Source organism: Azospirillaceae bacterium (genome assembly GCA_028283825.1).
Taxonomy (GTDB): domain Bacteria; phylum Pseudomonadota; class Alphaproteobacteria; order Azospirillales; family Azospirillaceae; genus Nitrospirillum.
The window spans coordinates 766,584-793,225 of sequence record JAPWJW010000001.1 but is presented as its reverse complement, the minus strand read 5'-3'; the positions used below and the strand labels follow the sequence as shown (position 1 = coordinate 793,225).

23 protein-coding genes are annotated in these 26,642 nt (G+C 68.2%); 10 read left to right on the top strand and 13 right to left on the bottom strand.

What is annotated here, in order from left to right; all coding sequences use genetic code 11:
* Window positions 1-30: 30 nt before the first annotated feature.
* Complete coding sequence (locus tag PW843_03085) at window positions 31-2,502, top strand: methyl-accepting chemotaxis protein (protein MDE1145591.1); 2,472 nt, start codon at window positions 31-33, stop codon at window positions 2,500-2,502.
* 157 nt (window positions 2,503-2,659) lie between these two features.
* On the opposite strand, the gene PW843_03080 is transcribed toward PW843_03085, so the two are convergent.
* The 4 genes from PW843_03080 to PW843_03065 all read right to left on the bottom strand — a co-directional run bounded on the left by PW843_03080 (window position 2,660) and on the right by PW843_03065 (window position 6,654).
* Window positions 2,660-4,000 (bottom strand): ectonucleotide pyrophosphatase/phosphodiesterase, encoded by a 1,341-nt coding sequence (locus PW843_03080; GenBank protein MDE1145590.1) that lies wholly within the window; start codon window positions 3,998-4,000, stop codon window positions 2,660-2,662.
* A 213-nt stretch (window positions 4,001-4,213) separates the two neighbouring features.
* Window positions 4,214-5,428, bottom strand: coding sequence for a glycoside hydrolase family 27 protein (locus tag PW843_03075; GenBank protein MDE1145589.1), 1,215 nt, complete (start codon window positions 5,426-5,428; stop codon window positions 4,214-4,216).
* A 164-nt stretch (window positions 5,429-5,592) separates the two neighbouring features.
* Window positions 5,593-6,138, bottom strand: a complete 546-nt coding sequence (locus tag PW843_03070; protein MDE1145588.1) for a hypothetical protein — start codon at window positions 6,136-6,138, stop codon at window positions 5,593-5,595.
* 288 nt (window positions 6,139-6,426) lie between these two features.
* Window positions 6,427-6,654 carry a hypothetical protein gene (locus tag PW843_03065; protein MDE1145587.1) on the bottom strand — a complete coding sequence of 76 codons (228 nt, stop codon included), beginning with the start codon at window positions 6,652-6,654 and terminating at the stop codon, window positions 6,427-6,429.
* A 329-nt stretch (window positions 6,655-6,983) separates the two neighbouring features.
* Between PW843_03065 and PW843_03060 the strand changes: the two genes are divergently transcribed.
* Window positions 6,984-7,316 (top strand): chorismate mutase, encoded by a 333-nt coding sequence (locus tag PW843_03060; protein ID MDE1145586.1) that lies wholly within the window; start codon window positions 6,984-6,986, stop codon window positions 7,314-7,316.
* A gap of 9 nt (window positions 7,317-7,325) precedes the next feature.
* Here the strand turns inward: PW843_03060 and PW843_03055 are convergent, their stop codons facing one another.
* A complete protein-coding gene (locus PW843_03055; protein MDE1145585.1) occupies window positions 7,326-8,969 on the bottom strand; it encodes a hypothetical protein in 1,644 nt (547 codons plus the stop codon).
* 194 nt (window positions 8,970-9,163) lie between these two features.
* Between PW843_03055 and PW843_03050 the strand changes: the two genes are divergently transcribed.
* Complete coding sequence (locus PW843_03050) at window positions 9,164-9,835, top strand: hypothetical protein (GenBank protein ID MDE1145584.1); 672 nt, start codon at window positions 9,164-9,166, stop codon at window positions 9,833-9,835.
* Here PW843_03050 and PW843_03045 read toward each other — a convergent pair.
* Window positions 9,832-10,710: an alpha/beta fold hydrolase gene (locus PW843_03045; GenBank protein ID MDE1145583.1), complete on the bottom strand. Its 879-nt coding sequence runs from the start codon at window positions 10,708-10,710 to the stop codon at window positions 9,832-9,834. The genes PW843_03050 and PW843_03045 overlap by 4 nt on opposite strands.
* Window positions 10,711-10,808: 98 nt before the next feature.
* Between PW843_03045 and PW843_03040 the strand changes: the two genes are divergently transcribed.
* The 3 genes from PW843_03040 to PW843_03030 all read left to right on the top strand — a co-directional run bounded on the left by PW843_03040 (window position 10,809) and on the right by PW843_03030 (window position 12,710).
* Window positions 10,809-11,357, top strand: a complete 549-nt coding sequence (locus PW843_03040; GenBank protein ID MDE1145582.1) for a TetR/AcrR family transcriptional regulator — start codon at window positions 10,809-10,811, stop codon at window positions 11,355-11,357.
* A gap of 38 nt (window positions 11,358-11,395) precedes the next feature.
* Window positions 11,396-12,091 carry an aspartate/glutamate racemase family protein gene (locus tag PW843_03035; protein ID MDE1145581.1) on the top strand — a complete coding sequence of 232 codons (696 nt, stop codon included), beginning with the start codon at window positions 11,396-11,398 and terminating at the stop codon, window positions 12,089-12,091.
* A gap of 88 nt (window positions 12,092-12,179) precedes the next feature.
* Entirely contained in the window at window positions 12,180-12,710 is a 531-nt protein-coding gene (locus tag PW843_03030; GenBank protein MDE1145580.1) for a hypothetical protein, read from the top strand.
* A gap of 10 nt (window positions 12,711-12,720) precedes the next feature.
* On the opposite strand, the gene PW843_03025 is transcribed toward PW843_03030, so the two are convergent.
* Window positions 12,721-13,578, bottom strand: a complete 858-nt coding sequence (locus PW843_03025) for a hypothetical protein (protein MDE1145579.1) — start codon at window positions 13,576-13,578, stop codon at window positions 12,721-12,723.
* A gap of 138 nt (window positions 13,579-13,716) precedes the next feature.
* On the opposite strand from PW843_03025, the gene PW843_03020 reads away from it, so the two are divergent.
* Window positions 13,717-14,148, top strand: a complete 432-nt coding sequence (locus PW843_03020) for an OsmC family protein (protein ID MDE1145578.1) — start codon at window positions 13,717-13,719, stop codon at window positions 14,146-14,148.
* Window positions 14,149-14,248: 100 nt separating this feature from the next.
* On the opposite strand, the gene ltrA is transcribed toward PW843_03020, so the two are convergent.
* Both ltrA and PW843_03010 read right to left on the bottom strand, forming a co-directional pair.
* Window positions 14,249-15,499 carry a group II intron reverse transcriptase/maturase gene (gene ltrA, locus PW843_03015; protein ID MDE1145577.1) on the bottom strand — a complete coding sequence of 417 codons (1,251 nt, stop codon included), beginning with the start codon at window positions 15,497-15,499 and terminating at the stop codon, window positions 14,249-14,251.
* 563 nt (window positions 15,500-16,062) lie between these two features.
* On the bottom strand, window positions 16,063-17,391 hold the full coding sequence (locus PW843_03010) for a 3-deoxy-7-phosphoheptulonate synthase class II (protein ID MDE1145576.1): 1,329 nt from the start codon (window positions 17,389-17,391) through the stop codon (window positions 16,063-16,065).
* A gap of 586 nt (window positions 17,392-17,977) precedes the next feature.
* Here PW843_03010 and PW843_03005 point away from each other — a divergent pair.
* Together PW843_03005 and PW843_03000 are read left to right on the top strand one after the other, a co-directional pair.
* Window positions 17,978-20,203 (top strand): S8 family serine peptidase, encoded by a 2,226-nt coding sequence (locus tag PW843_03005; protein ID MDE1145575.1) that lies wholly within the window; start codon window positions 17,978-17,980, stop codon window positions 20,201-20,203.
* Window positions 20,204-20,346: 143 nt separating this feature from the next.
* The gene (locus PW843_03000; GenBank protein MDE1145574.1) at window positions 20,347-20,853 is read left to right on the top strand and encodes a DUF1993 domain-containing protein; all 507 of its coding nucleotides are present in this window, start codon (window positions 20,347-20,349) and stop codon (window positions 20,851-20,853) included.
* 75 nt (window positions 20,854-20,928) lie between these two features.
* Here PW843_03000 and PW843_02995 read toward each other — a convergent pair whose 3' ends face one another.
* From PW843_02995 to PW843_02985, 3 genes are read right to left on the bottom strand one after another with little or no spacing between them, the layout of a single operon-like run.
* Window positions 20,929-22,065 (bottom strand): hypothetical protein, encoded by a 1,137-nt coding sequence (locus PW843_02995; protein MDE1145573.1) that lies wholly within the window; start codon window positions 22,063-22,065, stop codon window positions 20,929-20,931.
* A gap of 9 nt (window positions 22,066-22,074) precedes the next feature.
* Window positions 22,075-23,358, bottom strand: a complete 1,284-nt coding sequence (locus tag PW843_02990; GenBank protein ID MDE1145572.1) for an amidohydrolase family protein — start codon at window positions 23,356-23,358, stop codon at window positions 22,075-22,077.
* Between the two features lie 4 nt (window positions 23,359-23,362).
* The gene (locus PW843_02985; protein ID MDE1145571.1) at window positions 23,363-24,403 is read right to left on the bottom strand and encodes an isoaspartyl peptidase/L-asparaginase; all 1,041 of its coding nucleotides are present in this window, start codon (window positions 24,401-24,403) and stop codon (window positions 23,363-23,365) included.
* Window positions 24,404-24,626: 223 nt separating this feature from the next.
* On the opposite strand from PW843_02985, the gene PW843_02980 reads away from it, so the two are divergent.
* Complete coding sequence (locus PW843_02980; protein MDE1145570.1) at window positions 24,627-25,964, top strand: MFS transporter; 1,338 nt, start codon at window positions 24,627-24,629, stop codon at window positions 25,962-25,964.
* Here PW843_02980 and PW843_02975 read toward each other — a convergent pair.
* The gene (locus PW843_02975; protein ID MDE1145569.1) at window positions 25,934-26,533 is read right to left on the bottom strand and encodes a hypothetical protein; all 600 of its coding nucleotides are present in this window, start codon (window positions 26,531-26,533) and stop codon (window positions 25,934-25,936) included. The two genes, PW843_02980 and PW843_02975, sit on opposite strands and share 31 nt — an antisense overlap.
* Between the last annotated feature and the right edge of the window lie 109 nt (window positions 26,534-26,642).

The following is a 26,642-nucleotide window of genomic DNA, read 5'->3' as shown; positions in this document are numbered from 1 at the left end:
CCAGCGCCAATCATTGGCAAGGGAAACGACATGCGCGACAACGGCCCCGTCACCCAGAATGAAATCCTTGTCGCCGATGGCGAAATGCTGGTCTCAAAAACCGACGACAAGGGCCGCATCACCTTTGCCAACCAGGCATTCATCGATATCAGCGGCTTCAGCGAGTCGGAACTGCTGGGGGCACCGCACAATCTGGTGCGCCACCCGGACATGCCGCGCGCGGCCTTCGCAGATTTGTGGACCACCGTACAGTCGGGGCAGCCGTGGGAAGGACTGGTGAAGAATCGGGCCAAGTCCGGTGACTTCTACTGGGTGCGGGCCAACGTCACCCCGGTGCAGGAGGATGGCCGCATCACCGGCTACATCTCCATCCGCACCAAGCCCGCCCGGGCGGACGTGGCGGCGGCGGATCGGCTGTACGCCACCTTGCGCCAGACCGGCAGCGGCATCCGCCTGGCCCAGGGCCAGGTGGTGGGGATAGGGCTGGCCAATGCAGCGGCACGCTGGCTGAGCGGGCTGAACGCCCGGCTGGCGGCCGCCGGCGCCCTGCCCGTCGCGGCCCTGGCGGCGACGGCGGCCGGCCTCAACCCGCTATGGGCCGCAGCCCTGGGCGTACCGGCGACCCTGGCCGGCGGCACCATCCTGGCGCGGGAATTGCGCCGCGTGCTGGTGCGCCAGCGCCAGGACATCGACGCCCTGATCCAGGGCAACCACCTGCACGTGGTGGAACTGCCGGCATTGCGCGATGTGCAGCCCACGGCGGCGCGCCTGCGGGCCCTGCGCGCCATCCTGGCCTATCAGGCGCGCGAACGGGTGGAACTGGAAGCGCGGGAGCAGGAGACGACGCGCCGCACCCTGCTGGAAACCTGCCAGCTGATCGAAACCGACCTGGAAACCACCTGGCGCGACATCAGCCGCACGGCGGCGGCGGTGGAACAGGCCGTCACCGGCTTGCTGGGCAACATCAAGGAGGTCCAGCAGGACACCGTGGTGGTGGCCGCCGCCGCGGCGCAAGCCAGTGGCACCGCCAGCACCGTGGCCGCCGCGGCGGAGGAACAGGGGGCGGCCGGCGCCGAAATCGCCAGCCAGGCCGTCCGGTCCAGCGACATCGCCCGCCGGGCGGTGGCCGACGCGCGCCACGCCGCCCATGCCCTGCACCGGATGGAGGATGCGACGGCCGAGGTGGGCCAGGTCCTGGCCCTGATCGGCGACATCGCCAGCCAGACCAACCTGCTGGCCCTGAACGCCACCATCGAGGCGGCACGCGCGGGTGAGGCCGGCAAGGGCTTCGCCGTGGTGGCCGGCGAGGTCAAGAACCTGTCCGGCCAGACGGCGCGCGCCACCGACCAGATCGCGCACCAGGTGGCCGGCATCCGCGACGCGGTGGAGGGCAGCGTCAACGCCCTGAACGCCGTCATCCATACCATTGAGGAAATTGACGAGGCCGCCACCGCCACGGCGGCGGCGGTGGAGGAACAGGCCGCCGCCAACGCGGAAATCGGCCGGGGAGCGGTCCAGTCCGCCGACGGGGCGACCCAGGTGTCGGGCAGCGTGCAGCACATCCGCGGCCAGGCCGATACCGTATGCCTGGCCGCCGGTACGGTCAGCCAGCAGGTGGCCGCCACCAACCAGGCGGTGGCCCAGATGAAGAACCGCCTGCTGATGGTGCTGCGCCAGTCGGTGGCGGGCGACAGGCGCGAGTCCGACCGCATTCCCTGCGACCTGGCCGTCAACATGACGGTGAATGGCGAGCGGCGCCCGGCCCGCATGCTGGACCTGTCGCTGGGCGGGGCCGTGGCCCTGTTGACCGATAACGCCAACGACGTGCCGCCGGACGGCACCGCCGCCATCCTGCATCTGGATGGGGTCGGCGACCTGCCGTCGGTGCTGGCCGCGCACAGCCCGTCGGGGCTGCATGTCCGGTTCGACATCCTGGACGCGGCCACGGCGGAACGGCTGAAGGCCGCCTATTTCGCCATGATCAAGGCCGATGACGGGCTGATCGCCGTGGCCCAGGAAACGGCAACCAAGATGGCCCAGGCCCTGAGCCAGGCCATGGCGCAGGGCGACATCACCCACGACGCGCTGTTCAGCGAGGTGCTGGAACCCATCCCCGGCACGACGCCGGAACAGTTCACGGCCCCCTACACCGCCCTGACCGACCGGCTGTTCCCCGCCCTGCAGGAACCGGTGCTGGACCTGGACCGCCGCGTCGTCTTTTGCGTCGCCACCACCACCAACGCCTATCTGCCCACGCACAACGCCCGCTATTCGGAAAGCGCCAAGGGCGACCATTACCGCGACGCCGCCCATTGCCGGGGCCGGCGGCAGTACATGGACCGGACGGGCCTGGCCGCCGCGCGCAACACCCGGCCCTTCCTGATCCAGGCCTATCACCGCGACATGGGCGACGGCCAGATGGTGCGCATCAAGGAAGTGGACTGCCCCATCCTGGTCAACCGCCACCTGTGGGGCAATCTGCGGCTGGCGTTTAGCTTCTAAGTTCCTCAGGCGCCGGCGGGCCCGTCCGGGCCCTTGGCTATCCTCGATTCCCAGTCCGCCTTCGGCTCCCCGGAAATCTCCGGCGGACGCGGTCGCGTCCTACAGCGGCATGAGGCTCAGCCTCATGCCGCCTACAGGTCCAATGCACACGGCCAGATCAAAAACCGGGCCGCAGCATGTCCAACGTGTCTTCCAGGTGCCCGTCGTTGCGTTCGCCCTGGATGTCCAGCAGGCGCACCAGCAGGGGGTAGACGTCGACATTGGGGAATTCCTTCACCACCAGGCCTTGCTTGAAGGCGGGGCCATGGGCGACGAACAGGGCGCGCATGTCGGCATCGGCATTGTCATAGCCGTGGTCACCGCGCTTGCCTGATTTCTGTTTGCCATCCTGGTCCTTCTTGCGCTTTTCCAAGTCGGCATGGGTGGTGACGACCCAGCCGTTGTCGGCCAGGCAGAGGATCTGGGGCACGCGGTCGTTGGTGCCGTAGTGGAAGCGGGCCGGCAGGTCCTGCTTGCGCCAGCATTCCATGTGCTCATGCCGGCCCACCAGCTTGACCGCGGCGTCGGCATGCCCCTGGACGATGTCCATGCTGGCCAGCGGGCCGGTGGTGACGACGTGCAGCGCCGCGGCATCCACCATGTCGTCCAGCACCACCTGCCGGTCCGGCGCCGTCGCCGCCATGCCGTGGTCGGACACGATGACCAGGTTGACCTGGTCGGCCAGGCCACGGCGCTTCAGGCCATCCACCAGCCGGGCCAGCGCCTGGTCCACCTGGGCCAGGGCGGCGTTGGTCTCGGCACTGTCCGGGCCCGTCTGGTGTTCGGCATGGTCGACCTGGTCGAAGTACAGGGTGAGGAAGGCAGGTCGCTGGTCGGCCGGCAGGTCCATCCAGCCCAGCAGGGTGTCCACCCGCTGGTCAGGCGGCATCTTGGCGTCGAAAGGCATCCAATGATCGGGCCGCACACCCTGGATCGGCGCCTCCGACCCCGGCCAGAACATGATGCCGGTGCGGCGGCCCTGGTCCTGGGCCGTCACCCACAGGGGCGTGGCCTGGTCCCACCACCGGGCGTCGGCCACGGCGGCGTGTTCGGAAAGCGCGAAGTGCCCCAGTTCCGCATCCTCCATCGTGTTGTTCACGATGCCGTGATGGTCGGGATAGAGGCCGGTCACCAGCGTGTAGTGGTTGGGGAAGGTCAGCGACGGGAAGGATGGGCGCATGGACTTGGCCCGCACGCCGTCGGCCGCCAGCGCGCTGAGCGTCGGGGTCACACCCCGGTCGATCAGGTCGGTGCGGAAACCGTCGATGGACACCAGGATCAGGGGCGGCGGCGCGGCGTCGGCGGCATAGGAGGGCGGCGGCGGGGCCGACGCATCCGGCAGGGGGGAACTGTCCGGAACATCGACGCAGGCCCCCAGCACGGACAAGGCCGCCACACCCGCAAGCAACGCCGCGCGCTTGAACGCGCGGCGGCCGAAAACGCCCCCAAAGACCGCCACGATGCCCCATGCCCCCAGAGAATAGACCACTCAGTCGCACTGACACGGGGCAACCCCGCCCAACCCGTCGCCCTGATGTGCCAGGCGGGACGTAATACCGCAGGGGCGGTGGTGGTTTCAGTGAAGTCTTTGGGACAGAAGGGATTTTTCAGACATTGACTGCGGGGGCGCCCACCCCGGACGATCCATGGGTGGACGCCCCCGCAGGAACCGTCAGGTCACCGGGCGGACGGTCACCATGACCACGCCGTGGGGCGCCACCTCGGCGGTATAGCTGCCCTTGGCCGTGCCCTGGTCCTTGGCCTGCCACAGGTCGCGCACCTTGGCCGGCAGCTTGGCGGGATACCCCAGGTCCGACCAGTTGGCGGTGATCCGGGCCGGGGCCGTACCGCGGTTCAGCAGCACCACGGCGCGATCGCCGCTGGCCAGGGGACGGGACCAGACCTCCAGGTCGCCCTGCTTGGCCACGCGCCGGCCCTGGGCGCCCAGGGCATCCTGGTCGACGGCGATGACCTCGGCATTCATCAGGATGGCCTTGGTGGCGGGCGACATGGCGGTCAGGTCGTTGCCGGCGATCAGCGGGGCGGCCAGCAGAGCCCACAGGCTGAAGTGGGAACGGTACTCCGTCTCCGTCATGCCGCCGTTGCCGACCTCCAGCATGTCGGGATCGTTCCAATGGCCGGGACCGGCATAGGGATGGAGGTCGGCCTCCAGATCCAGGATGTCCATGACGCCCAGGGAATAGTCCTTCTTGCCCTGCCAGCCGTCATAGATGTCGCCGGTGGCGCGCCACAGGTTGCCCACGTTCTGGGCCCACAGCCAGGGCTTGGCAGTGCCCCATTCGCACATGCTGAAGACGATGTCGCGGCCGGACGCGCGCAGCGCGTCGCTCATCAGGGTGTAGGCCGCCTTGGCGTCCAGCGTGCCGGTATAGCACCAGTCATACTTCAGGTAGTCCACACCCCAGGCGGCGTACTGGGCGGCATCCTGGTATTCATGGCCCAGGCTGCCCGGCCGCTTGCCGCAGGTGCGCTTGCCGGCATCGGAATAGATGCCGAACAGCAGGCCCTTGGAATGGATGTAGTCGGCCAACGCCTTGATGCCGGACGGGAAACGTGCGGGATCGGCCTGGATATCGCCATGGGCGTCACGGGCGCCATGCCAGCAATCGTCGATCACCACGTATTTGTAGCCGGCCTTGGCCATGCCGGTGTCGACCAGGCTATCGGCGGCCTTGCGGATCACCTCTTCATTGATCTCGCAGGCGAACTTGTTCCAGGTGTTCCAGCCCATGGGCGGGGTCAGGGCCAAGCCGTTGGGCAGGCGCGGCGGCTCCACCTCCTTGGGGTCGTCCGCCAGTGCTGGGTGAGCCAGCGCCAACAGCTGGCAGAAAAACAAGGCCGCCAAGGCCAGGATAAGCTTACGCATGGGGCGCCACATCCTCCCGGATCAGATTGTTCTTTGGGCGGCACGAAGCCGGCGCGCTTTTGTACGATAAATCTGCTCAGAGAAAAAGGCGCCGTGCGCACGAACAAAACCCCCGGGCGTATCCGTCCCGGGGGTTCTGGTCATCACATAGGCATTTCAAAAGGTTAGTGGCGCGGTGTCTCCGGCTGGTTGCTCGCGCCGCTATCGGTATTGGATGGCGCCGGCGGCGGGGAGGATTCATCCGACCCCATGCCCGGGTCGGTCTTCTTCATGCCGCCGCCATGGCTCTTCGATGACTTTTTGGTCGTCTTGCCCTTGTCGTCATTGGGATCGTGCGCCGGCAACGGCTGCACCACCGGCGGCTTTTCCCCGATCGCCTGGGAAGAGGACGGGGACGAATAGGACGGCCCCTGGTCCGACGGGGCCGGCGGCATGGTCGAACTGGTGTCCGGCTGGTCGCGGTCGCCCGGCAGGGTGTGGGAGTTTGATGGATTGGGCGACGTGCTGTCGGGGGCGGGCGGCAGGTTGCTGGACCGGCCGGCGGTGCTGGGCCCTTCGGCCTCCGGCGTGCCGGGCATGGGGGTGCCGGTCGGCGGGGCGGTCTGCGCCCAGGCGGCCGCGCTCAACACCGGTGCTGACGCCAAGCCGGCGGCCAGGGTCAGCGCGGTCACCTTGCGGGTCCAGCCCGGGGCGGTAAACTTCGTGAGCATGGGGTCGTCCTCCTTGACCTGTAGGAATCGCGTGATTTCAGGGGACCGCCCAATGGTGGCGAAAAAGCGTCGCGGCACCGCAAACAATGTGGTCAGGGCGGGGGTATGTCCTTTGCCCCATCCCGGGATCGTCGATGGTGGCGTGCAACCCGGGATGGCGCGCCCCATGAAAACACCCCGGGGAACGGTTCGGTTCCACCGGGGTGTCGTTCAGACCTGATCAGGTCTTTAGAAGGCGGGTGCTACCCCTGAAAAGTCGCGTCCCGCGCGCCGATCAGGGGCCCTTGATCAATGGGGGTGGACCACGTGGTGCACCATGCGATGGTGATGATGATGGTGGTGGTGATGGTGATGGTGGTGCACGGGATGCTTGACCACCACCACCTGCGCCTGGGCGGTCCCGGTCATCAGGGGAGCCGCCACCAGGCCGGCAACCAAGGCCAGCGCGGCTGCACCGCGCGCCAGGAAGGGGCGGAACCGGGACTGGCCGGCGGTCTTGTCGGTCGTGGAAAGCATGGGCTTCGTCCTTCTGACAAAATGGGGCGGCTGCCCCGGACGCCCGGCATCACCGGGCAGTTACAGGAAAACAGCCAAAGGTGGCGAAAAATGGTCGCAGACCGGGAATTAATGGGGCACGGCCTAAACCGCCGCCGCTGCCCCTATCCGACATTCAGCTTGACGTTATTATATCGTGAAATGGCCCTCGGACGGACGACATCGCGCAAAAATCCGATTATATGGGATCATTTATTATAAAAGGCCCCCTGCAAATTTCACTGCCGATACGCCGCCGGGGACGTTAATGTCTGCGCCCGACAGATCGTCCGCGCGATGAAGGAGTGCCCATGTCCGGCGCCGAGAACCCCGCCCCCACCAGTACGCCGGGGGGCACCCATCCCGAGTTGCAGCGCCTGCGCGACAGCATCGACAACATCGACGCCGCCCTGATCTACATGCTGGCCGAGCGGTTCAAATGCACCCAGCAGGTGGGGGCGCTGAAAGCCCGCATCGACCTGCCCAGCAGCGACCCCGGCCGCGAGGCCGCCCAGATCGAGCGCCTGCGCCGCCTGGCCGAAGGCGCGCACCTGGACCCCGACTTCGCCGCCAAGTTCCTGAACTTCATCATCAAGGAAGTCATCCGCCACCACGATAGTTTCCGCGCGCCGGACCCGACCTGAGCTTGGCGTCTATCGGCGCGGCAGGGCGGGGCTGTCATTGCGCCCAGGCGCCGGCCGTGCCGGTTCCGGATGGGATGGCTGGACCGGGACGGGGCGCGCCTGGGCCTGAGGTGCCGTGGGATGTGGCATTGGCCGCGCCTGTTGCGCAGGAGGGCCGGACGGCGGGTGATGATCCGGCGGACGCGGCGGCCCCGGCCGTGCATCAGGCGGGCCGTGCTGCATGGGGGCTTGGGCGCGAGCCGCGTCGGGGCGCCGGTCGCCCCTCCAAACCGGCGCGGGCCGCTCCGTGGGACCATTCATCATCGGCAGCGGGCGACCTGCGGATGAGACATCGGGACGCGACAATGGCCTGGGCTTGGGCCTGTGCGGGGGATGGGTGGCCGCCGGCGACACCCCTTGACCAAAGGACGGAGGCGGGCCGCCCGCCATGGCACGGGCGGGGCCGCCGAACTGCCGGTCGTCGAAGGGGCGCACCCCCCGCCTGCCGTCGGCCGCCATCATCGATGCGCCGCGCCAGTCGGCATAACTGTCAAGGGAACGGTCGCCCACGCCCCGGGTGAAACCACGCACCGCCGGGCGGTTGACATAGTCCACGTAGAACCGGCTGGTCCGGTACCAGGGCCGGTAGGGCTCCTGCCACCCCAGGGGGCACCAGCCGACCGACGGTCCCGCGCCGAAGAAAGCCACCAGGGCCGGCGCATAGACCGGGCGGAACGGCGCGCCCGGCACGACATTGCCGCCGCGCGGCGCCCAAGCCCAACGGCCCCGGATGTCCACCCAGCGCCCATAGTGGAAGGGCGCGAAACCCCACGGCGCGCTGTCGATCCATGTCCGGCCCCAGGGCGCCACATCGACCCAACTGCCCTGGCGGTAGGGCGCCCAGTCCGGCGCCACCTGTGGATACCAGACCTGGCCGTAATCCGGCGTGACCTGCCAGACACCGTAGGACGCCAGGTCATCGGCCCCCGGCATGCCCAGCAGGTCGGGCGGGGTGGAGGACCCCACCCGGTCGGCCGCCAGCGCGCCCGTCAGGAAGGCGTCACGCTGGACCGGCAGCACGCTGATGTTGGGCGGGTCATCGCCCGATATCTCCCCCGTCTGGCCGCCCTGCAGGCGCAGGGACAGTCCGTCGCCATTGATCCACGCCAGGCCTTCCAGGACGGTGACGCGCGTCGACGCCTGGCCGTCGCCGGCCGACAGTTGATAGCGCCCGGGCGCGTCCAGGGTGACGTCGCCGCGCGGGGTGCGGAAGGTGTAGCTTTCGTCGGGCAGCAACCCGCGGACGCGAACATAGATCTGGCCCTGGACCAGATCGGCCACCAGCGCGTGGTCGTCCAGGGTGGTGATGTCCAGTTCCGTGCCGCCGTCCAGCGCCACCCGGGTGATCGAGACCTCCACCACCGCGCCGGATCCGGCCTCCACCCACAGATCGTTGCCGCCGGTCAGCGGATAGTTGGGTGGGACGACGGTCCAATCCCCTTCATTAGCCCCATCGGCGCGAAAGGAGACGGTACCCTGCACCCGGGCCAGGCGCCCCACGCGGGCCGGTGGATCCACGACAGGGGTGCTGTCGGCATCCGGTGTCCACGCGTCCTGGCGGGCCCAGACCGGACCAGTCGGCAGCGGCAATAACAAGGCCAGCACCACGAGCATTGCGCGGATTGGACCTGAAGATCGGTATGTCGCGGGCCTGGACATGGGCGGTGGGCTTCCCCCTGGATGATGCACCATGATGGCGCGTCGATGGTGGCATAACCACGGCGTCGATTCATGTTGCCCGGTCCCGCCACCCGCGCGCAGAGTGCGCCGCCGCCCGACGGGGCTTCATGGAAACAGGTTTCACGGTCATGCAGATGTCATTGGATGCGGTGCGCACGGCGTTCGAGGCCGACAATGCGGCCCTGTTGCCCCGGGTTCAGTCCTTCCTGACCGAAATCCTGCGCACGCCGACATCCCATGCCCGCTTCATGAATGAGCTGTCCCTGATGGAACATATGGGCAGCAACAAGATCATGATCACCCAGCACGGCGCCGGCATGGACCAGCCGACGCTGAAACACCTGGCGGAAGAGGCGCGCCACGCCTTCTTCTTCAAGCGCCATGCCGAGGGTGTGGCCCGCCGGCCGCTGGACTATGTCCAGGCCGACCTGCTGTCGCCAGCCGCCGGCCGCCTGTATTTCCAGAAGCTGGACATGGCCGTGGAGCAGCGCCTGGCGGGCGAACCGCCCCGCTCCAAGGTCCTGTACCTGCACGTGTCGCTGATCGTGGAGTTCCGCGCGGTGTGGTTCTACCATTTGTATGAGACGGCGTTGCGCGCCGCCGGCTCCAGGATTTCCCTGAAAGGCCTGCTGGCCGAGGAACAGGGCCATCTGGCCGACATGGGCACCCGGCTGGAAAGCCTGGGCGCCTGGGACGCCGGCCGCCTGCTGGAGATGTGCCGGGCCGAAACCGCCCTGTTCGGCGTGCTGCTGGGTCGGCTGGAACGCGCCGTGGCCCCGCCGGCGGCCGTCGCCGCCTAAGCCGCATCCTCCAGCAACAGGGGCCAGGCGCGGGCGTTACGCTCCGCGAACAGGCGCAGATGGCCGATGGCCTTGGACCCGGCCTCCGCCGGCGTGATGAGGCGGTGGCCGATGCGCGCCGCGGGGTAGAAGTCCGCCAGCCGGCGCACCCTTTCCGGCGGCATCATCTGGTCGTCCTGGACGGCCACCAGGGTGACAGCACCGGTCATGCGGCCCAGCACCGGCTGCGGCATGTGCCGCCCCCAATCGCCCCGATAAAAGCCGCGTGACGTGCACCAGCGCCGCCACTGCCAGAACACGCCCGGGGGCAGGTCGGCGCCCAAGCCCAGCAGCCGCCCCGGCAGGTACCCCAGCACAGCCGTGGCCAGGGGGCCCAGCAGAAACCAGAAGGCGATGACGGACGGCATGTAGGCCAGCGGATGCTTGGTCCAATGCGCCGGCCCCGAGGCGACCGCGATCAGCCGCGCCACCCGCCCGGCGTTCGCGTGGAAGGGCAGGCACATGCCGCCCAGGGAATGGCCCACCACCCAAATTTCCGCCACCGGGAAGCGCGCGCAGAGGAAGTCCAACGCCGCCGCCTGGTCCACCACGCCCCAGGCCGCCATGGTGGCGTCGGAGCGGTTGGCCGGCCCGGTGGCCGAAGCGCCGAAATCCCGATAGTCGTAGATCAGCACGGCGGCATTGCGCGCCTGGGCCAGCCAGGCGGCGAAACGGGCGTAATAATCACGCGGCACGCCGGTGGCGCCATGCAGGACCACCGCCACCTTGGGCACCCCCTCACCGACGGGCAGCACCAGCCGGCCGGCCAGGCGTTTTCCATCCGGCGTGGCGAGGTCCACCGCCTGTTCCAGCACCCGCGCCTGTTCCGCCGCCATCGCCCCCTCCCCGGTTCTCTCGCGATGCCCATTCTATGGCAGTCACCATAGAACCGTTATCACTAGACCGACCGACATACAATTGGCATGAAAGGGGGATGCCGCGCCTTTCCGATGCCAAGAAACACTTCGTCGATACCGCCGTGACCCTGTTCCGGCGCAAGGGCTACAATGGCGTCGGCCTGAATGAGATCATCGCCGTCAGCGGCGCGCCCAAGGGCTCGTTCTACCACCACTTCCCCGGCGGCAAGGAGGAACTGGCGGAGGAGGCCGCACGCCTGGCCGGCCACCGCATCGCCCGCATGATCGACCAAGCGTTTGCGGAGGCCGCCACCTTCGCCGACGGCGTCCACAGCCTGGCCGGCAGCATTGCCGACTGGTTCGAGGCGTCGGAATGGCGCGACGGCTGCCCGGTCACCGCCCTGGTCATCGGCGCCATACCGGAGTCCACGCGCCTGTCCGCCGTGGTGGCCGAGGTGCTGGAGGATTGGGCCGCCCGCACGACGGCCCATGCGGAGCGCCTGGGCGTGCCCGATCCCCGCCAGCGGGCGGAACGCTTCTTCATCGCGCTGGAGGGCGCCTGGCTGCTGGCCCGGGTGCAACGCACCCGTGCGCCCTTCCAACTGGCGGCGTCCATGGTGCTGTGAGACCGTTTCGCCCTGACAATGGGAAACGGGGACGCACCATGCGGCTGCTGGGCCTGATCGGCGGGATGAGCTGGGAAAGCACCGCCCTGTATTACCGCCACCTGAACACCATCGCCCGCGACCGGCTGGGCGGGCTGCATTCCGCCCGCGTGCTGCTGTGGTCGGTGGATTTCGCCGAGGTGGCGGCCAAGCAGCAGGCCGGCGACTGGGCCGGGGCCGGCGCCCTGATGGCCGACGCCGCCCGCCGCCTGCAGGGCGCAGGCGCCGAGGCGCTGATGATCGGCGCCAACACCATGCACAAGACGGCCGACGCCGTGCGGGCGGCGACGTCCATCCCCCTGCTGCACATCGCCGACGCGACTGGCCGCGCACTGAAGGCCGCCGGCAGCACCCGCCCGGCCCTGCTGGCCACGCGTTACACCATGGAGCAGGAATTCTACCGCGGCCACCTGGCACAGCATTATGGGGTGGACGCCCTGATCCCGGACGCGCCCGGACGCGACACCGTGCACCACATCATTTATGCGGAATTGTGCCAGGGTGTGGTCCGCTCGGAGTCCAAGGCCGCCATCCTGGCGGAGGTGGAACGGCTGGTGGCGCGGGGCGCCGACGGCGTTATCCTGGGCTGCACCGAAATCGGCATGATCATCAATAAAAGCGACATTGATCTGCCGGTTTTCGACACGACGCGCCTGCACGCCGAAATGGCGATGGATTTCGCGTTAACGTATTAATATATCGATATTTTACGCCTATCGATTGCATTATTCCCCGGTAGCGCTAGCATGGCGTCAGTTATGCTCGCTGCGGAGATTCTGCGACTTGAAGACGTGGGTGAAAGGGGCCATCGGACTGGCCGTCCTGGTCGCGGCCATCGCCGTCTGGAACTTTGCCTTTGTCGCATTGCCGGTGGCGCACGCCTTGGGCAAGGATCCCCGGAATGGCCCCGTGCATGTCGTGGCCTATCATCGCGGGTTTGTCCTGCCCGATACCCTGGTCGTGGATATCTGGGGCACCCAGCCGGCCGCCAGCCCCCTGGACGTGCTGCGCGCCCTGCTGCAGACGGCGGCGGCGCTGGACGAACGCAGCTATGACACCGTGGTGCTGGCCTATCGCGGCACGCCGCGCTTCAAGATGCCGGGTTTCTATTTCCAGCAACTGGGCCACGACTATGATCATGGGGAAAACACGGTCTACCTGATCCGCACCCTGCCGCAGAATGTGCGGGCGCTGGACGGCAGCGCCGTGTTCGAGACGTGGACCGGCGGCATTCTGGGCGTCCTGGACCGGCAGATGGAAGATGTGCAGGCGTTGAGCCGGCGCTGGTGGATGGACGACAGCCACGCTTCCTGAAACCGCCGGTTCACCAATGGTCGCGAATCAGGTGCATGCCGCCGGTGATGAAACGTTCCGCCGCCTGGGTCAGGGCGTCCGCCGTATCCGGCATCCACACATCCCCCAGGCCGGTGACGTGGTAGCGGTCGGCCAACAGGCGTGGCGACAGGCACCACCACACCTGATCCCGCGTCAGGTCGGGATGGTCCGCCAGATAAGCATCGGCGGCACGATCGATATCGCCCAGCAGAGCGGCGTCCACGCCCAGGTCCTGGTAAAGGGCGGCGATGTCGTCACGCAATTGGGCCGCGTTCTGCCGCCGGGCCGCCAGGATCGCATCCACCGTCGCACCGCCCAAATCCGGCGGCGCCACCGCCACGCCGTCCCGCGCCAGGTCGGGCAGCCGGCCCTGGATGGCCTGCATCTCGCGCGTCAGCCGGAGGTGGGCATCGGGTGTGTCGCGCGGATCCAGACTGTTGGTGGAGTGGAACTCCAGCACAGCACCGGGCCGCACCGCTTTCTGATCGCCCGCCAGGAACAATAGGACGGCGCAGGCCGAAGCGCACCGCCCGTCCACCACCACGTTCAACCGCCGTTCGTGGATCATCCGCGCCATGGCCAGCGCAACGGCCACGTCACCCCCGCCGGAGGACAGGACCAGGGTGCGGGTTTCCGGTGTCAGGTTACGGGCCAGCAGGACGGCATCGCTGACCGGATGTTCGGTGGGCAAGAAGCGGCGGGGCTGTATCTGGCCCCGGAAGGCCAGGGTGGCCGCATCGACCCGCTGCCACGCGCGATCCTGATACGTCTGGGCCCGTGCCGGGCCTATCGCCATCACCGCCAGCAACAGAACCAGCCAAAAGCGGCGCAGAAGGAAACGATGCATGAAAGGCCTGGTGTGGTTGCGACCGGCGCATCGGTCCCTGATGCCATGGAACTGACGCGCTAGCTTGCTAGTCTAACCACCGCACCTTGGCCGACGATAGCACCGCCAAGGGCATATCCACTGGATGAGGAGAACGTCATGGCCCAATTGAAGCGCACCGCGAACGCCGTCTGGCACGGTACCGGCAAGGATGGCGCCGGCGCCCTGACGACGCAGAGCGCCACCCTGTCCGCCGTTCCCTATTCCTACATCGCCCGTTTCGGCGATGGCAAAGGCACCAACCCGGAAGAGCTGATCGCCGCGGCGCATGCCGGCTGCTTCAGCATGGCGCTGGCCTTCCAGCTGTCGGGCGCGGGCTTTCCGCCGGAGGAGATCAAGTCCGATGCCGTCCTGACCATGGAAGGCGAAGGCAGCGGCTGGCGCATCGCCGCCGTCAAGCTGACGGTGCGGGCCAAGGTGCCGGGCATCGAGGCGGGCAAGTTCCAGGACCTGGCTGCCGACGCCAAGGCCAACTGCCCGGTGTCGCGCGTCCTGAACGCCGACATCACGCTGGACGCGGCGTTGGTGTGATCGGGTTCACGGATCGGGATAGGGGGCGATCCTTGAGGACCGCTCCCCTCCCACACCACCCGGCATGCGGGTCCGCACCGGGCGGTTCGAGGAGTTGAGGTCAAGAGAGACGGGGCATTCCCAGGGCGTCCGCCCATTGCAGGGAGAGGACGGCATTGAGGGCCATCCCGCTGTTGCGCCACCAGCGGCGGCTATTGGCCGCCACCTGATGGAGCACCTTGGGTTTGGCCCCGAGTGCTTTCAGTTCCCTGTAGATGGTCGTGCCCCGTTTCCAATGCTTGAGCTGGATGGCCCGCAGCCGATGGCGCATCCACTTGTCCAGGTCGTTCCAGACCCGGGGTGTCTGCGCCAGGCGGAAGTAGGCCTTCCATCCCAGAACATAGGAACGCAGGCGCATCACCACCTCCTGCACACTGTTCCCGCCGGAACGGCGGGTCAGCTGCCGGATGCGATGCTTGAAGGTCGCCAGCGGCTTGTCGGCAACCCGCCGCTTGATGACGCCACCGGGCGCCACCCAGAAGCCGTAGCCCAGGAACTTGCGGCCGAACACGCTGGTCACCGCGCTCTTGGTCTCGTTGACCGAGAGACGCAGTCGGCCGTAGAGCCGCCGCAACAGCGCCATCACCCGCTCACCCGCCTTCCGGCTGCGAACGTAAACGTTCGCATCGTCAGCGTAGCGCACGAAGCGATGACCCCGGCGCTCCAGTTCCCGGTCCACCTCGTCGAGCAAGACGTTGGCCAGCAGCGGCGACAGCGGGCCGCCCTGCGGCGTCCCCCTCTCCCGTGCCTGGACCACGCCCCCCACCATGATCCCGCTGTCCAGGTACGACCGGATCAGCCGGACGATGCCGGCATCCCCAATGCGCTTCCAGAGACGGTCGATCAGGATGTCGTGGTTCACCCGGTCGAAGAACTTCTCCAGGTCCACGTCAACCACAACCCGCCGGCCCGACTGGACGTACGACTGTGCCTTCAGCACCGCGTCGTGCGCCCCTCGCCCCGGACGGAAGCCGTAGCTGTACTCGCTGAAGCTCGGATCAAGGAGCGGCTGCAACACCTGCAGCAGCGCCTGCTGGATCAGGCGATCCGTCACCGTCGGGATGCCGAGTTCACGCTCGCCACCGTCCGGCTTCGGGATCGCCACCCGTCGTACCGGCCAAGGCCGGTACGTCCCCGACAACACCTGGCTCCGGATCGCGGGCCACACCGTGCGCAGATGGGCCGCCGTCTGGTCAATGTCCAGACCGTCAACCCCCGCCGCGCCCTTGTTGGACCGCACCCGTCGCCAAGCCCGTTGCAGGTTCTCTCGCGTCAGGGCCGCCAGCAGCAGCCCTGACCCCGTGTTTTCCATTTCCGGGCGCGGGCGCAAGGCTTCGTCGCTGCCGGGCCCGGGCAAGGCTTCACCTCGCCCCCCTCCCGACCGCCCCGCTTGCGCGGACATCTGACGCTCTGCCTTCCGCATCGCCACGGTGGATCAACACTCCTCCTCGTTCGGTCCTTCGGCACCAGTTGAACCGGCCCCTACTATGACCTCTGCTGACTTCCCGCTCCGGCTCGACACCGTCACCCTTTCAGGCATAAGGCGGGATCTCCCCAGGTAAGAGCGCGCTCCTTCACCACACAACCGCCGGATCTACGGCGCCGACCCTTGATCACGAGAGCTTCGCGGTTCATGGCCCGCTCGCCCTGCTCGGCACCGCCTTCTATCCGGTTCTTGTTCATCGGCTCGTGGTTTCGCTCCACGCTTCCTCCCCACGATCAGTCGCCCTCTCGCAGTTGCGTTTCGCTTCGTTCACCGTGATCAGCTTACGGAGGGACTTCCACCCTCAAGAACGCGCCCATGCTGGGCGCACCATGAAAAAGGGCGGGGCCGTCACCGGCACCCGCCCTTTCTCTTTCCAACCCCAGGAAACTTTACTCCGCCGCCGTCTGGCGGGGCTGGCCGGCCCGGGTGGCCTTCAGGCCTTCGGCCACCAGGAAGGCCAGTTCCAGCGCCTGGTTGGCGTTCAGGCGCGGATCGCAAGCGGTGTGATAGCGCTGCGACAGGGCGTGCTCTGTGATGGCCTGGGCGCCACCCGTGCACTCCGTCACGTCCTGGCCCGTCATCTCGAAATGCACGCCGCCGGCGTGCACGCCCTCGGCCTGGCAGGCTTCGAAGAAGCCGCGCACCTCGGCCAGGATGCGGTCGAACGGCCGCGTCTTGTAGCCGGTGGCGGACTTGATGGTGTTGCCGTGCATGGGGTCGCAGCTCCACACCACGGTGCGGCCTTCGTCCCGCACGCGGCGCAGCAGCGGCGCCAGCTTGTCGGCCACCTTGTCGTGGCCCATGCGGGCGATCAGGGTCAGGCGGCCCGGTTCATCCGTCGGATTCAGGATGTCGATCAGGCGGATCAGCTCCGACGGATCGGTGGTGGGGCCGCACTTCAGGCCGATGGGGTTCTTCACACCACGCAGGAATTCCACGTGCGCGCCATCCGGCTGGCGGGTGCGGTCGCCAATCCACAGCATGTGAGCGGAAACGTCGTACCAATCACCCGTGGTGCTGTCGACGCGGGTCAGCGCCTGCTCATAGGGCAGCAACAGCGCCTCATGGCTGGTGAAGAACTCCGTCTCGCGGATCTGGGCGGTGGTTTCCGCCGTGATGCCGCAGGCGGCCATGAAGGCCAGCGCCTCATCCAGGCGGTTGGCCAGGTCGCGGTAGCGTTCGCCCTGCGGGCTGCGGTCGACGAAGCCCAGGTTCCACTGGTGCACCTTGTGCAGGTCGGCATAACCGCCCTGGGCGAAGGCGCGCAGCAGGTTCAGCGTGGACGCCGCCTGGTTGTAGGCCTGGACCATGCGCTCCGGATCGGGCACCCGCGCCTCGGCCGTGAAGTCGAAGCCGTTGATGATGTCGCCCCGGTAAGAGGGCAGCGAGACGCCGCCGATGTCTTCCAGGTCGGATGAGCGCGGCTTGGCGAACTGGCCGGCCATGCGGCCCACCTTCACCACCGGGGTGGCACCACCGAAGGTCAGCACCACCGCCATCTGCAGCATCACGCGGAAGGTGTCGCGGATGTTGTTGGGATGGAACTCGGCAAAGCTTTCGGCACAGTCGCCGCCCTGCAGCAGGAAACCCTGGCCCTTGGCCACGCGGCCCAGATGGTCCTTCAGGCGCCGGGCCTCGCCGGCGAAGACCAGCGGCGGATAATTGGCGAGGCGGGCCTCGACCGTGGCAAGGCGCTGCGCATCCGGATAGTTCGGCATCTGCCGCACATCCCGAGACCGCCAGCTATCGGGCGCCCAGCGCCCCGCCTTTTCCAGTGCCATGACCCACCTCTGTGAACAAGTCGAACCGGCAGGAATTCCAGGGCCTTGGATTGTACGGATGGGAAAGATCCCAGGGATCCGCCCTAGTGCCGCATCCACGTCTGGCTGCAAGCCGGTCTCGTTATGTACTGCCAGGTTTTATTCTTTTCCAGTCCTCTTGAGGTCCGTTCGCGCATTACTGTTACCCACCAAACGTCATTGCCCCGTTCCCCTACCCTTGAACAGCCCCCACACCTGTCCAGATGGCATAGTCCAGGCCTAGCCAAAAGGGCGTGAGCCTGAACGCATTCCTGTGCCCAGAAAGGGCCCGCCCATCAGGCCACAAAGGGACCTGGGGAGTTTAGGCATGACGGCCTCCGCCAACCATCGACGCGCCCTTGCCCCTTTGCGGCCTGCGGGGCGGGCCGTCCTTCTGGCAACCGCATGCGCCGGCATCGGCCTGGGCGCCCCCCAAAGGGCGGGGGCCCAGAGCACGACCACCCAGACCTACGCATCCGGCTATTCAGCCGGTTGGTGGTCACAGTTGGGCATTACCAACGCCATCGAGGTGGCAGCGACCGGCGGTGCCGGCATCACCATCGGCCTGGTGGATACCGGCGTGGCCGCCACCCAGCCCGACATCGTCGGCCGCGTCTTATCCGCCTCATCCTGTGCGGCCGTCAGCTTCACCTGCTCCAGCGGATATGCCGACGATGTCGGCCACGGTACCGCCACCGCCGCCATCGCGGCAGGCGCCACCACCGGTACGGGCGCCGGCATGGCCGGCGTGGCGCCCAAGGCCACCATCCTGTCGGAAAAGGCCCTGAACACCGCCGGTTCGGGCACGGACGCCGACGTCGCCAACGGCATCATCAAGGCGGCCAACGCCGGCGCCAAGGTCATCAACCTGTCGCTGACCTATCTGCCGACCACGGCCATCGTCAACGCCATCAACTACGCCGCGTCCAAGGGCGCGGTCCTGGTGTTCGCCGGCGGCAATTCCGCCACCGTGCTGAACGGCGGCGCCAACAGCACGGGCTTGAGTGCGGCGGCCCTGACCCATTTGGCCTTCGTCGGTTCGGTCACCAGCGCCAACATGCTGTCCAGCTTTTCCAACACGCCGGGCGCCGGGGCCGCCATCGCCAGCGCCACCACCAAGGCCAGCTATGCCTCCCTCTGGCTGGTGACGCCGGGACAGAACATCATCGCCCCCGGCATCCAATACGGCCCCAACATGCTGGCGTACTGGAGCGGCACATCCATGTCCGCCCCCATGGTGTCGGGCGCCCTCGCCCTGCTGGAGGCGACATGGCCGGTGCTGTACCGCAACGGCACCGCCACCGCCGTCCTGTTCGCCTCGGCCACGGACCTGGGTGCCAAGGGGGTGGACAGCACCTACGGCAACGGCCTGCTGAACCTGACCGCCGCGTTCAAGCCCCTGGGCACCCTGTCGGTGGTGGGCGCCAACGGCAAGTCCACCGCCGTCACCAGCCTGACGGGGTCCCTGATCACCGGCGGTGCCCTGGGCAGCCTGTCCAGCGTCAGCAGCCTGCTGTCCAGCTACACCGCCTTCGACGGCTTCCAGCGCAACTTCACCGTCAACCTGGCGGGCCTGATCGCCAAGCAGCCGGTCTCCGCCTCCTCCATCACCGCGGCACTCCCGGCCCCCACCGTCACCACCAGCACCACCAAATTCGCCGGCGGCGCCACCTTGTCGCTGGCCTACACCGAGGACCAGGGGCTGGCCGCCGCACGGCCCACGGGCCTGGTGGACCGGGGCGGCTATGCCGGCCACGACGGCTGGGCGCTGGCCTACAACCAGGGCGGCCTGTCGCTGATCACGGGCCAGGGTTTCCCCGGCGGCGCGTCGTTCGCGGAAGCCCTGTGGGGCGGCGGCGTCCGGGCGGAGGCGGCACGGACCCTGGGCGTATCCAACGCCCTGACGGGCCTGGCCCAGGGCGGTGGCTTCATGGCCCTGGGCACCGACCTGGATGGCTGGCTGGCGCGGGCGCTGGGCGGCGCCCACCTGGCCGTCAGCTGGTCGGGCGCGCCCGGCATGGACGCCGAAGCGCGGCGGGGCCTTGAGACCGGCGACTGGAACCCGTGGCAGGGGGCCGTGCTGACCGGTGCGGGCTGGAACCGCCAGGCCGACGCCTTCGCCGCCGGCCTGAACTGGGCCCTGGCCAAGGGCTGGACCACCAGCCTGTCCCTCAGCCTGCTGGATGAACGCAACGGCCTGTTGGGCAGCCAGTTCCGCAGCGGGTCGCCGCTGGCCCTGGGCGACCATAACGACACCGTGTCGGTGGGCCTGGCCACCGCCGTCGATGTCTGGAACGGCGGCAGCCTGATGCTGGATGCCAGCCTGGCCCGCACCGGTGCTGGCGACAGCGCCCAGGGCATCATTGCCGGTATCGGCCCGCTGCTGTCCCGATCCTATGGCATGGCCCTGTCACAGCGCGACACGGTGACGGCGGGCGACAGCCTGACCGTGGCCTGGCGCCGCCCCCTGCGCGTGGTATCGGGCACGGCCACCCTCATGATGACCAGCGTGGACGACCAGGGTTACGCCACCACCCTGCCCACCGCCGTTTCGCTGCGCCCCGATGGCGCGGAGACGGACATGGCGTTGAGCTACACCGCCCTGCTGGACGGTGGCCGCTGGGGCCAGGGCCTGATGGTCAGCGGCACGCTGGAATACCGCCAGGATGCCGGCAATATCCGGGGCTTGGGTGACCGGGTGGCGCGTGTCGGCCTGAGCTATCGCTTCTGAGCCGTCCGCGGCATTTTTTCCGAAGGGGGAATTTACGGCAATCGGGTGTGTGAAATTTCCACGCGGGTGACCGCGCGCACATCACCGTAACCGGCGCCCCGTATGTTGGCCGCCATCCACCCCTTATCAATCGGAGCTTCCCGATGTCGCTTTCCATGTACCAGGCGTCCGTGCCGGTGTTCCTGCGCCTGTTGGGCAACCTGTCGGCCATCCTGGACAAGGCGGCCGCCCATGCCGAGGCCAAGAAGATCGACCCGTCGGTCTTCATCAACGCGCGCCTGGCCCCCGACATGCTGCACCTGGCCCGCCAGGTACAGATCGCGACCGACTCCGCCAAGGGTGCGGCCGCCCGCCTGGCCGGTGTCGAGGTGCCCAGCTTCGCCGATACCGAGACCACCTTCCCCGAGCTTCAGGCCCGCATCGCCAAGACGGTGGATTTCCTGAAGACCGTCACGGCGGAACAGATCGATGGCAGCGAGGAACGCACCATCACCCTGAAGCTGCGTGGCGAGGAAAAGAACTTCCCCGGCCAGACCTTCCTGCTGTTCATGGCCCTGCCCAACTTCTATTTCCACGTCACCACCGCCTACGACATCCTGCGCCACAACGGCGTGGAACTGGGCAAGTCGGACTTCCTGGGCAACCGCTAAGCGCCCTTGAGGCTTATGGAAAAGGCGGCGCCGGGCCTGGCGCCGCCTTTTTTCATGGCCGGCGATAGACGGAACCTAATCCAGTAACTCCACATCGCGGCCCAAGTCACGGTCGCGGACCGGTTCTGGCGTTCCCGGGCTGCACAGGGCCTCAAGCGCCTGCACCAAGGTCGGCGGCCCTTGGTGCAGGAAGCGACGAATAAAGGCAATTCGGTCCCGGATGGATTTGTCGGGATCACGCTCCAGCAACGTCAGCACTGGCTCATGCTCCATCCAAGACTCAGTTTCCGTGCGCCCCAATTGCTTCGCCAGGGTAGCCGCCGCCAGACGACGCACGATCACCGACCGGTCGCGCGCCGCCATGTCCAGGTAAACCGATGACGACCCTGGGCGAATGATAGGCCGGCGCGCGAAGACGGGTACTTCGCGATAAATCTGATAGGGTTTGTTGACGATCTCGCGCTCATGGCCGTCGGGCCAGATCGCCGCCCCTTCGATCAGGGTATGCAGGGCCACCAGGCGCACAATGGGTTGCACCGCATCGATCGCAAGGGCCGGCAAATGACCATCAAGGCCGGGCTGCCGCAACGCCTGCCGCAGGACGGCACCCGCCGGGCCACTCGTCGCGCGGCCTATATGATGGGCCAAGGCGGCCGCCACCTCCGCCTGCTCCAGTAACAGGCCATCGGGGGGCACTTTGGGTTCCAGTTGCCAACGCCCCCACATTGGCATGCGCGTCAGCAAGAAATAGGCAGCCTCCGCCATCACCTCAGGCGCCAGTAGAGGAAATAGTCGCGACACACAATCGCAGGCGGCCTTCCGCACCGGCTCGACCCAGTCATTCTGGCGATAGGCGATCGCCGCAGTCCAGAACGTGGCCGGTGGCTGGCCACCCAGCTTGCGCAACGCCGCCTCACGGCAATAGCCGCTTTTGTGAAACAGGAAAGGGTATTCCAAACCGGGCGTTAGGCGCAGCAGGTCCAAATCACGGGTCTGCCGACCGGATTGGGTTGGCGGCCCTCGCATGTCGAGCAGGTGTCCGACCTCCATTTCCGCAATCATCAACCAGCGTAACGGCAAGGCTGCCAGGGCGGCGCGTACGCGTTCGACTTCGATTCCGGGCGCCCGGCCTGTTGCCAGGCCCCGCGCCAGCGCCTGCAAGGGCACCACTACCGTCTCCGGCAGCCGCCAACGTCCTGACATCAAACCCATCTTCATCCCTCACGGCTTGCGGTACACCGTGCCGCCCTTCATGACGAAAACCATGTCGGCCACGGCGCCGATGTCCTGGGTCGGATCGCCGTTGACCGCCACCAGATCGGCCAGCAGACCGGCGTGGACGCGGCCGAACTGGTCGCTGCGGCCCAGGATGCGGGCGTTGGTCGCGGTGGCGGCCGTCAGGGCCTGGGCCGGCGTCATGCCATCGCGCACCATCCAGACCAGCTCGCGCGCGTTCTCGCCATGGGCGTAGACGCCCACGTCGCTGCCGCAGCCGATAAGGACGCCGGCCTTCAGTGCGCGGCGGAAGGCCACCTCCGCCGCCTGCATGGCGGGGGTGGGCGGGGTCTGGCCGGGGACGTAGCCCTTGAAATAACGGCTGGTGGCCTCAGGCGCCGTCAGGGTGGGGAGGTAGGCGACGCCGCGTTTGGCCATTTCCTGGAAGGTGGCGTCGCTGCCGCCATAGCCATGTTCGATGGTGTCCACGCCGGCCAGGACGGCCCGGCGCATGCCCTCGTCCGAGGACGCGTGCGCCGCCACCGGGCGACCGGTATCGTGGGCGGCGGCGATCAGGGCCGCCATCTCCGCCTGGCTGAAGGTGGGGCGGGTGCCGCCGTCCGGCCCGGTGCGGTAATCGGCGTAGAACTTGATCCAGTCCGCACCCCGCGCCGCCTGTTCCCGCGCGGCCGCCGCCACGCCGGCCTCGCCGCTGGCCTCCTGCGCGCCCTGGGGCAGGTCCAGATCTTCGCGGAACTTGGCGACGGAAGGACCGTAGGCGCCGGTGGCGACGATGGCGCGGGTGGCGATGAACAGGCGCGGGCCTGGCACCAGGCCGTGAGTGATCGCCTGCTTGAGGCCCACGTCGGCATACCCGGCCCCTTCGGTGCCCAGGTCGCGCAGGGTGGTGAAGCCCGCCATCAGGGTGGCCGTGGCCTGCCGGCCGGCGCGCAGGGTGCGGTAGGCCAGGCTTTCGCGCAGCACCTGGTCGTCCCACGACGCCTCGTTATAGGGGTGCAGGAACAGGTGGGAGTGCAGGTCGATCAGGCCCGGCAGCAGGGTGGCGCCCGGCAGGTCCAGCACGGGCGTGCCGGCGGGTGCGGCCACGGCCGCCTCCGGCCCCACCGCCTGGATGTGTTCACCCTTCACCAGCACGACCCAGCCGGCGTGGGGGGCAGCCTCCTCCGCCGTCCACACCCGCGCCGGGCGGATCAGCAGCAGGGCCTCGCCCGCCCGCGCCCCGCCGCAGAACAGCAAGGTGAGGCAGGCGACCATGACGACGCGCCACATGGGATCAGGGCTCATTCTTCGGCTGGGCGGTGGCGGCCGCCCCATCCTTGAAGATGCCGAATTCGGGCTGGCCGCCTTGCTTCAGACGAATGCGGTACATGCCGCTGGTGTTGAAGCCCCAGGCCAGCGTGCCGTCGGGCGCGGCCGCGATGACGCCGCCGTCACCGCCCAAGGCTGTCAGCCGGTGCTGGATGACCTCGTCCACCGCCGCTTGCAGGGGCATGTGCTTGTACTGCACCAGGGCGCAGATCTCGCGCGCCACCGTCAGGCGGATGAAATACTCGCCCGCCCCGGTGGCCGACACGGCGCAGGACTGGTTGGAGGCATAGGTGCCGGCACCGATGATGGGGCTGTCGCCGATGCGGCCCGGCCGCTTGGCCGTCATGCCGCCGGTGGAGGTGCCGGCCGCCACGTTGCCCTGGGCGTCCACCGCCACCGCGCCCACGGTGCCGAAGCGGTGGGCATCCGCCGGTTCGAACCCCTTCAGGTCCAGCAGGGTATGCTTGTCCGGTTCCGGCGGCGCGCCCTCAGGCCGGGGCGGGATGGGCAGTCCCTTGTCCTTCAACTCTGTCATCAGGGCCTGCCAGCGCCGTTCGGTGAAAAACCAGGCAGGGTCTTCCTGTTCCAGGCCCGCTTCCCGGGAGAAGGTGTCCGCCCCCTCACCCGCCAGCATGACGTGGGGGGTCTTTTCCATCACGGCGCGGGCCAGGCTGATGGGGTGGCGGGTGTGGGTGACGGTGGCGACGGAGCCCGCCTTCAGCGTGGCGCCATCCATGATGGCGGCGTCCATCTCATTGCGACCGGCGGCGGTGAACACCGCCCCCCGGCCGGCGTTGAACAGGGGGTCATCCTCCATCACCTTGATGGCGGCCTCCACCGCGTCCATGGCGCTACCGCCCGCTTGCAACACGTCGGTGCCGGCCTTCAGTGCCGCAGTCATGCCGGCCTGATAGGCGGCGGCCGCCTCAGGCGTCATCTTGGCCGGATCCAAGGTACCGGCGCCGCCGTGCAGTTCCAGGGCCCAGGGATGGAGGGGCTCTGCCATGGCCGGCACCGTTACCAATGCCATCATTGCCACGCCCGCCAACAGCCGCGCGCCCCTGGTTCCCATCGTCCTCATCCCTTCGATAACCCGTGATCTTTGGTGGCGCCGATAGTCCCGCAACGGCCAAGCGCTGTCATCAGGAACCCTTGGCTGGACGAAGGCCCAGGGGCCGGCCATGATGGCCCGCCCGCGAGACCGCCCAAGCCCAGGACCACCGGCCCCCATGACATCGCCCACCGCCCCCCACGCCCCCGCTCCCGCGCCGGGGTGGACCCTGTGGCTGGACCGCCGCGTCCTGACGGTGCTGGCCCTGGGGTTCGCCAGCGGCCTGCCCTATTTCCTGCTGTTTTCCACCCTGTCGGCCTGGCTGACCGAGGTGCATGTCAGCCGCACGGCCATCGGGCTGTTCGCGATGGTGCGCAGTCCCTTCACCTTCAAGCCGCTATGGGCGCCCTTCATCGACCGGCTGCCCATCCCGGGCCTGACCTCCCGGCTGGGCCAGCGGCGCGGCTGGGCCCTGGTGACACAGGCGGCATTGATGCTGACCCTGCTGGCCATGGCGTCCAGCGATCCCGCCGCCAACCTCTACTGGCTGGCGGTCGCCACGGTCGCCACCTCCTTCGCCTCGGCCAGCCAGGACATCGTACTGGACGCCCTGCGCATCGAACTGCTGCCCGACAGCCTGCAGGCACCGGGGGCCGGCGCCTATCTGGTCGGGTACCGCCTGGGCATGATCGTGGCCGGCGCCGGTGCCCTGTACCTGTCCACCCTGGTGCCCTGGTCGGTCGTCTACACCGCCATGGCCGGCCTGGTGGTGGCCGGCATGGTCGCCGTGCTGCTGGCGCCGGAGCCTGCCCGTCCGCCAGCACCACCGCGCCAGACCTTCATGGTGTGGGTGGAGGAAGAGGTGATCGCCCCCTTCATCCGCTTCGCCACCCGGCGCGGCTGGCTGGCCATCCTGGTGTTCGTGGGCATCTACAAGCTGGGCGACGTCTATGTGAACGTCATGGCCACCAACTTCTATCTGAGTGAAGGCTATTCCAAGGGGGAGATCGCGGCCGTCACCAAGATGCTGGGCATGGCCTGCGCCATCGCCGGCGCCATCGTCGGCGGCACGGTGGCGGGACGGCTGGGTGCGGTGCGCGGACTGTTCCTGTGCGGCACCTTCATGATCATCACCAACCTGATGTACGTCGTGCTGGCGACGCAGCCGCATAGCGTCGTCCTGCTGGGCGGCGTGGTGGGGTTGGAATTCTTTGCCGGCGGGATGAGCGCCGCGGCCTTCACCGCCTTTCTCTCCCGCCTGTGCGACGCTGGTTTCACCGCCACGCAGTACGCCCTGCTGTCCAGCCTGGCCACCCTGCCGCTGGACATGCTGTCGGGCGGCACCGGCCTGTTGGCGGACTACCTGAATTCATGGCCGCTGTACTTCACCGTCAGCGCCGCCCTGGGAATCCCCGGCCTTCTGTTGCTGGGCTGGCTGGCCCGCCGGGCGGATATCCAGCACCGCCCGGCAGGCGGGAGCGAGGTTCAGGACGGATCGCGCCCCGTGCCGGCATAGGCGGCCGCCGGAGCCTTTTCTTTCGCCACGACGTCAAGCCCGGGTGCCACCTCCAGCGTGGTGCCGCCCAGGTCGATGCCGGGGCCGTCCCCTTTCCCGGCCAAGCGCACACGGCCACCCTCAATGCTGAGGCTGTGGACCACACCGCTTCCGCCTAGCGCGCGATTCAGCCCGGCGGCAAACCCCGCAAGGCTGAACGGCCGGTCGGCGTACAGCACGGGCTCTATGATGCGCGTGTGCAGGACCAGGCGGCCGGCCGTCAGGGAACGCAGGACGTCGACCTCGACCATTGCGGTGGCGGCAGTCAGCGACGGCCGGTCGGGCGTGGTGGGGTTGGCCAGCACCAAGTCGTGCAGCACCAGATGGGCGGGAAAGCCCTGTCGCACCTCCGGCACGGCGGAAACCGTCACGCCGCCGGGACCTGCCCCCGAATCCGCCATCACCCGGCGCGCCCAGGCCGGCAAATCCACCGCGTAGGGGAACACCACCACCAGCACGCCCGCCATCAGGATAAGGAACACCACCAGCCGGAACAGCAGGCGGAAGGGCGCGGTTATCAGGGACAGCATGGATACCGCTGGCAGGGAATATCTGTGGCCGCGAATGGTTGGCGGGCGCCACTGTATCGTTGGCGGCCCTTCCCCGCTACCTGGCACCACCAAAGCATGCCAGAAAATC

What these genes read in the sequence shown, in the direction of transcription:
- PW843_03035 (MDE1145581.1), top strand. Translation starts at nt 11,396, where the DNA reads ATGCGGCTGCTGGGCCTGATCGGCGGGATGAGCTGGGAAAGCACCGCC.
- PW843_03025 (MDE1145579.1), bottom strand. Translation starts at nt 13,578, where the DNA reads ATGCATCGTTTCCTTCTGCGCCGCTTTTGGCTGGTTCTGTTGCTGGCG.
- PW843_03060 (MDE1145586.1), top strand. Translation starts at nt 6,984, where the DNA reads ATGTCCGGCGCCGAGAACCCCGCCCCCACCAGTACGCCGGGGGGCACC.
- PW843_02980 (MDE1145570.1), top strand. Translation starts at nt 24,627, where the DNA reads ATGACATCGCCCACCGCCCCCCACGCCCCCGCTCCCGCGCCGGGGTGG.
- PW843_02985 (MDE1145571.1), bottom strand. Translation starts at nt 24,403, where the DNA reads ATGGCAGAGCCCCTCCATCCCTGGGCCCTGGAACTGCACGGCGGCGCC.
- ltrA (MDE1145577.1), bottom strand. Translation starts at nt 15,499, where the DNA reads ATGGAAAACACGGGGTCAGGGCTGCTGCTGGCGGCCCTGACGCGAGAG.
- PW843_03050 (MDE1145584.1), top strand. Translation starts at nt 9,164, where the DNA reads ATGCAGATGTCATTGGATGCGGTGCGCACGGCGTTCGAGGCCGACAAT.
- PW843_02990 (MDE1145572.1), bottom strand. Translation starts at nt 23,358, where the DNA reads ATGTGGCGCGTCGTCATGGTCGCCTGCCTCACCTTGCTGTTCTGCGGC.
- PW843_03065 (MDE1145587.1), bottom strand. Translation starts at nt 6,654, where the DNA reads ATGCTTTCCACGACCGACAAGACCGCCGGCCAGTCCCGGTTCCGCCCC.
- PW843_03075 (MDE1145589.1), bottom strand. Translation starts at nt 5,428, where the DNA reads ATGCGTAAGCTTATCCTGGCCTTGGCGGCCTTGTTTTTCTGCCAGCTG.
- PW843_03070 (MDE1145588.1), bottom strand. Translation starts at nt 6,138, where the DNA reads ATGCTCACGAAGTTTACCGCCCCGGGCTGGACCCGCAAGGTGACCGCG.
- PW843_03085 (MDE1145591.1), top strand. Translation starts at nt 31, where the DNA reads ATGCGCGACAACGGCCCCGTCACCCAGAATGAAATCCTTGTCGCCGAT.
- PW843_03010 (MDE1145576.1), bottom strand. Translation starts at nt 17,391, where the DNA reads ATGCCGAACTATCCGGATGCGCAGCGCCTTGCCACGGTCGAGGCCCGC.
- PW843_03055 (MDE1145585.1), bottom strand. Translation starts at nt 8,969, where the DNA reads ATGCTCGTGGTGCTGGCCTTGTTATTGCCGCTGCCGACTGGTCCGGTC.
- PW843_02975 (MDE1145569.1), bottom strand. Translation starts at nt 26,533, where the DNA reads ATGCTGTCCCTGATAACCGCGCCCTTCCGCCTGCTGTTCCGGCTGGTG.
- PW843_03045 (MDE1145583.1), bottom strand. Translation starts at nt 10,710, where the DNA reads ATGGCGGCGGAACAGGCGCGGGTGCTGGAACAGGCGGTGGACCTCGCC.
- PW843_03000 (MDE1145574.1), top strand. Translation starts at nt 20,347, where the DNA reads ATGTCGCTTTCCATGTACCAGGCGTCCGTGCCGGTGTTCCTGCGCCTG.
- PW843_03020 (MDE1145578.1), top strand. Translation starts at nt 13,717, where the DNA reads ATGGCCCAATTGAAGCGCACCGCGAACGCCGTCTGGCACGGTACCGGC.
- PW843_03040 (MDE1145582.1), top strand. Translation starts at nt 10,809, where the DNA reads ATGCCGCGCCTTTCCGATGCCAAGAAACACTTCGTCGATACCGCCGTG.
- PW843_02995 (MDE1145573.1), bottom strand. Translation starts at nt 22,065, where the DNA reads ATGGGTTTGATGTCAGGACGTTGGCGGCTGCCGGAGACGGTAGTGGTG.